We start from the raw sequence: 4794 nt of genomic DNA on the forward strand, positions 1-4794 counted from the left end.
CACGCACGCTGCACGCTCTAGGGTGCCTCGGAGGTTTCACGGGGAGCCGGGGGAGGGGTGGACGTCATGTCCGAACGGGACTGGGTGGCCGCGCGGTTCGAGGAGCACCGGCCGCGGCTGAGGGCCCTCGCCCACCGCATGCTGGGCTCGGTCGCCGAGGCCGACGACGCCCTCCAGGACGCCTGGCTGCGCATCGACCGCGCGGACACGTCCGCGGTGGAGAACCCGGGCGGATGGCTGACCACGGTCGTCGCCCGGGTCTGCCTCAACCTGCTGCGGGCGCGCGGGACGCGCCGCGAGGAGGAACTGTCGGCCGACCTGCTCCCGGCGTCCGCGACCCGGGTCACGGACCCCGAGGAGGAGGCGTTGCTCGCCGACTCCGTGGGGCTGGCCCTGCTGATCGTCCTCGACACGCTCGCGCCCGCCGAGCGGCTCGCGTTCGTGCTGCACGACATGTTCCAGGTGCCGTTCGACGAGATCGCCCCGCTGATCGACAGGACCCCGGTGGCCACCCGGCAGTTGGCCAGCCGGGCCCGCCGACGGGTCAAGGGGGCCCCCGTGCCCGCCGGGGACGCCTCGCGGCGGCACCGGGTCGTGCGCGCCTACCTCGCCGCCACCCGCGGCGGTGACTTCGACGCCCTGCTCGCCCTGCTCCACCCGGACGTGGTCCTGCGTGCCGACCGGGCCGTCGTACCGACCCCCGAGCCCGTCCTCGTCCGGGGTGCCCGTCCGGTGGCCGAGGGCGCGATGGCCTCCCTGGGCCGTGCCCGCTCCGCCGCCCTCGTCCTCGTCGACGGCGAGATCGGCATGGCCATGCTGGAGGAGGGCCGACTGCGCGTGCTGCTCCGGTTCGCGTTCGACGGCGGTCTCGTCACGGAGATCGATGTCGTAGCGGAACCGGAGCGGCTGCGGGAGCTGGAACTGGCCGTCGTGCAGGGGTAGGGACCCCGACCAGCCCTGGCAGGGAGGAATGCCGCATCCAGGCCTATTCTGGAGAAGTGCATCTCCATGCGCGGATCCGGAGAAGGTGAGTGCGATGCGCGTACTGCTCAAGGTGTCCATGGACACCGAGAAGGCGAACGAGGCCATCAGCAACGGCACCCTGCCGAAGCTGATCGAGGCGTCGATGGAACAGATCAAGCCGGAGGCGGCCTACTTCACCGGCGAGAACGGTCAGCGCACCGCCTACATGGTCTTCGACATGCAGGACAGCTCACTGATGCCGGTGATCAGTGAGCCGTTCTTCATGAACCTGGGGGCCAAGGTCAGCTTCACCCCGGTGATGAACTACGACGACGTGCAGAAGGGCCTGTCCCAGCTGGGGCGTTGACCCTCAGCTGAAGATGATCATCGAGCCCTGGGCGAGGCTCCTGGTCGCCGCCGCGTGCAGTCCCAGCCAGACATGGCGCTCGCGGGCGAAGGGACTGGGGTCGTACGGCGCGGGGACGGCCGGCTCCTCCAGCTCCGTGGGAGCACGCGGCGGCTCGGGCGGCGCCGGCGGGTTGGCCGGGTCGATGCCGATCACCGGGGCCACGAACTCCAGCTCCCGCAGCAGGGCCTGAGAGGAACCCAAGGGGCCGCCGCCCGCGAGGAGTTCGTCGTTGGCGAGAGGGTGCGGGAAATCGACGGGGACGTACGCGCCCGCGTGGTCGTAGTGCCAGACCAGATGGGACTGCTGGGCCGTCGTCTCGAACATCTCCAGCAACTGCTCGTAGTCCCCGCCCAGTTCGTCCACGGGGGTGACCGGGAGTCCGCAGACCTGCAGCAGATAGGCGCGGCGCAGGAAGTGCAGGGCGTCGTAGTCGAAACCGGCCACCGGCGCGACCTCGCCGGACAGCCCCGGCATGTACTGGTACACCGGCACCGGCGGCAGCCCCGCCTCGGCGAGCACCTTGTTGTATTGCGCGAGTTCCTCGGCGAACGGGTTGTCGGGGGTGTGGCACAACACGTCGACGAGCGGGACCAGCCACAGGTCACAGGCCAAAAGACAGCTCCTCGGATACTCGCGGTGCGCGGACATCATCACACGGTGGTCAGGAAGGGTAGTCGCTGGGACGCCCGGCCGGGGCCCCTTGTGCGCGTTGTGCTCGTCCCTTACCCGTGCCGGAGCCGCTCAGTCGGCGGTGAGGCCCTCGACGAGGGTCAGATAGTGGCCGTTGTAGGCGGCGAGGAGCTCACGGGCGGTCCGGGTGTCCCGCTCGTACAGGGCGTCGGCGACCTCCGGGTGCCCGGACCACAGCCTGCCGCGCAGGTCGGTGAGCCGGCGCAGGTGCTGGACCGTGCACACCCAGGTCTGCACGCGCAGCCGGTGCAGGAAGTCGGCGAGATAGGGGTTGCCGAACAGCACGCTCAGCTCGCGCCAGAAGCGCAGGTCGTAGCCGATGAGTACGGTCAGGTCGCCCGCGGTGGCGGCCCGCTGGGCCTCCTCGCCGCGCCGCCGTACGCCCGCCACGGCCGCGGCGGTACGGGGCTCGTCCAGCTCCTGGAGGATGCGGTGGCCGGCGTCGAGCGCCTGGAACATACCGTCCGTGACGAGGCTGCGGGCCTCGGTCATGCTGCGGAAGTCGGCGAGGGAGTACTCGTGGACATGGAAGCCGCGGTGCTGGTCGGCCTCCAGGAGCCCCTGCGCGGACAGGTCCACGAGGGCCTCGCGGACCGGGGTCGCGGAGACGCCGTACTGCTCGGCGATCTCCTTCACCGTGAACTCCTGCCCCGGTTGCAGCCGCCCGGCCAGTACCTCGTCGCGCAGTGCGTCCGCGATCTGCTGCCGCAGGGTACTGCGGGTGACGGCGCCGTTGCCGCTGCTGCCGGGCATCGTCGGGGCGCCTCCCTCGCGCAGGTGCAGATGGCGTGCTCGTACATATGTCTACGGGCACGCCACCTTACGCGTTCGACGACGCCGGAGGTTTACTCCGTGTACTCGTCCGCCACCCCGAGCGCGGTGTCCAGCGCCGCGAGGCCTTCCTTGAGTTCGGCCTCGCTGACGTTGCACGGCGGCACGACATGCGTCCGGTTCATGTTGACGAACGGCCACAGGCCCTGCTTCTTCGCGGCGGCGGCGAAGGCGGCCATCGGGGCGTTCGCCTCACCGGCCGCGTTGTAGGGCACGAGCGGCTCGCGGGTCTCCTTGTTCTTCACGAGCTCCAGGGCCCAGAACATGCCCACGCCCCGCACCTCGCCGACGCTCGGGTGCCGTTCGGCGAGGTCCCGCAGGGCCGGTTCCAGGACGGTCGTGCCGAGGTGCTTCGCGTTGTCGACGACGCCCTCCTCCGCCATGACGTTGAGGGTCGCGACGGCGGCGGCGCAGGCGAGCGGGTGCCCGGAGTAGGTGAGCCCGCCGGGGTAGGGCCGCTTGCCGAAGGTCTCGGCGACGGCTCCGGAGATGGCGACCCCGCCGAGCGGGACGTATCCGCTGTTGACGCCCTTGGCGAAGGTCATGAGGTCGGGCGTGACGCCGGACAGGTCGGCGGCGAACCACTCACCGGTGCGCCCGAACCCGGCCATGACCTCGTCCAGGACGAACACGATCCCGTACTTGTCGCAGATCTCGCGGACCCCGGCCAGGTAGCCGGGCGGCGGGACCATGATCCCGGCGGTGCCGGGGATGGTCTCCAGGACGATCGCGGCGACGGTGGCCGGCCCCTCGAAGGCGATGGTCGTCTCCAGGTGCTCCAGCGCCCGCGCGGCCTCCTGCTCCTCGGTCTCGGCGTAGAAGCGGGACCGGTACAGGAACGGCGCCCAGAAGTGCACGACCCCGGCGGAGGCGCTGTCGGAGGCCCAGCGGCGCGGGTCGCCGGTGAGGTTGACGGCCTGCTGCGTACCGCCGTGGTACGACCGGTACGCCGACAGCACCTTGGGCCGCCCGGTGTGCAGCCGGGCCATCCGCACGGCGTGCTCGACGGCGTCCGCTCCGCCGTTGGTGAAGAAGATCTTGTCCAGGTCCCCGGGCGTCCGCTCGGCGATCAGCCGGGCCGCCTCCGAGCGCGCCTCGATCGCGAAGGCGGGCGCGAAGGTCGTCATCGTCGCGGCCTGCTCCTGTATCGCGGCGACGACCTTCGGGTGCTGGTACCCGATGTTGGTGTAGACGAGCCCGCTGGTGAAGTCGAGGTAGCGGTTCCCGTCGTAGTCCCAGAAGTACGAGCCCTCCGCACCGGCGACGGCGAGCGGGTCGATGAGCTCCTGCGCGGACCAGGAGTGGAACACATGGGCACGGTCCGCGGCCTTCACGGCGACGCCGACCTCGGGGTGTGGCTGAGGGGTCATGCGAGCGAGCGTAAATGTCCGCGATGCGGAAACGGTATCGGCGTCCTGTCTGCGGACGGCGGCAGGAGACGACACTGTGTCCATTCCGGCGTGCCCCTGATGTCGCCCGGCCGCTTGTCCGATGCGGCCTTCTGCTCGATGCTCGGTTCCAGGTGGTCTCCGGGGGAGGGCCTGTGAGGGAGGAACACGGTTCCGCCGGTCCGGTGGACGGCGAGGGGCGGGGGCACGCCCGGGAGCGTCCGGCACTCGGTACCTACATCACGCCGTACCCGTCGGAGGCCGGTCCGGGGGCGGGGGAGCGCAGCCGGGCCGTCACGCTGGCGCTGCTCGCGGTCGCGCTCGTGGTGGCCCTGGGCGCCGGTGGTTCCGTCTACGCCGTGCTGGACGACGAGGGCCCCGGCGCGGCGCCGCCGACGGTCCCCGCCTCACCCTGAAGCCCCAAGGCCCTGAAGCTCTGAACGCCCTTGCCGCGTACGGCGGTTGAACCTCCGGCGAACTTCCGTCCGCCGGCCCGCCGGGGCCGCTCGTACG

The 4794-nt window shown here is 71.2% G+C and carries 6 protein-coding genes; 3 read left to right on the forward strand and 3 right to left on the reverse strand.

Features of this window, described 5'->3' with window-relative positions:
- Nucleotides 1–66: 66 nt before the first annotated feature.
- Nucleotides 67–942 (forward strand): sigma-70 family RNA polymerase sigma factor, encoded by an 876-nt coding sequence (locus tag EHS43_RS37670; RefSeq protein WP_125195119.1) that lies wholly within the window; start codon nt 67–69, stop codon nt 940–942.
- Between the two features lie 94 nt (nt 943–1036).
- Nucleotides 1037–1330 (forward strand): hypothetical protein, encoded by a 294-nt coding sequence (locus tag EHS43_RS37675; RefSeq protein ID WP_125195120.1) that lies wholly within the window; start codon nt 1037–1039, stop codon nt 1328–1330.
- Nucleotides 1331–1333: 3 nt separating this feature from the next.
- Here EHS43_RS37675 and EHS43_RS37680 read toward each other — a convergent pair whose 3' ends face one another.
- The 3 genes from EHS43_RS37680 to EHS43_RS37690 all read right to left on the reverse strand — a co-directional run bounded on the left by EHS43_RS37680 (nt 1334) and on the right by EHS43_RS37690 (nt 4263).
- Complete coding sequence (locus EHS43_RS37680) at nt 1334–1984, reverse strand: hypothetical protein (RefSeq protein ID WP_053849031.1); 651 nt, start codon at nt 1982–1984, stop codon at nt 1334–1336.
- A 129-nt stretch (nt 1985–2113) separates the two neighbouring features.
- Nucleotides 2114–2815: a GntR family transcriptional regulator gene (locus EHS43_RS37685; protein ID WP_125195121.1), complete on the reverse strand. Its 702-nt coding sequence runs from the start codon at nt 2813–2815 to the stop codon at nt 2114–2116.
- Between the two features lie 92 nt (nt 2816–2907).
- Entirely contained in the window at nt 2908–4263 is a 1356-nt protein-coding gene (locus EHS43_RS37690; protein ID WP_125195122.1) for an aspartate aminotransferase family protein, read from the reverse strand.
- Nucleotides 4264–4436: 173 nt separating this feature from the next.
- On the opposite strand from EHS43_RS37690, the gene EHS43_RS37695 reads away from it, so the two are divergent.
- On the forward strand, nt 4437–4697 hold the full coding sequence (locus tag EHS43_RS37695; protein WP_125195123.1) for a hypothetical protein: 261 nt from the start codon (nt 4437–4439) through the stop codon (nt 4695–4697).
- Nucleotides 4698–4794: the final 97 nt, after the last annotated feature.

It is taken from the genome of Streptomyces sp. RP5T (genome assembly GCF_003933965.1).
Classification (GTDB): domain Bacteria; phylum Actinomycetota; class Actinomycetes; order Streptomycetales; family Streptomycetaceae; genus Streptomyces.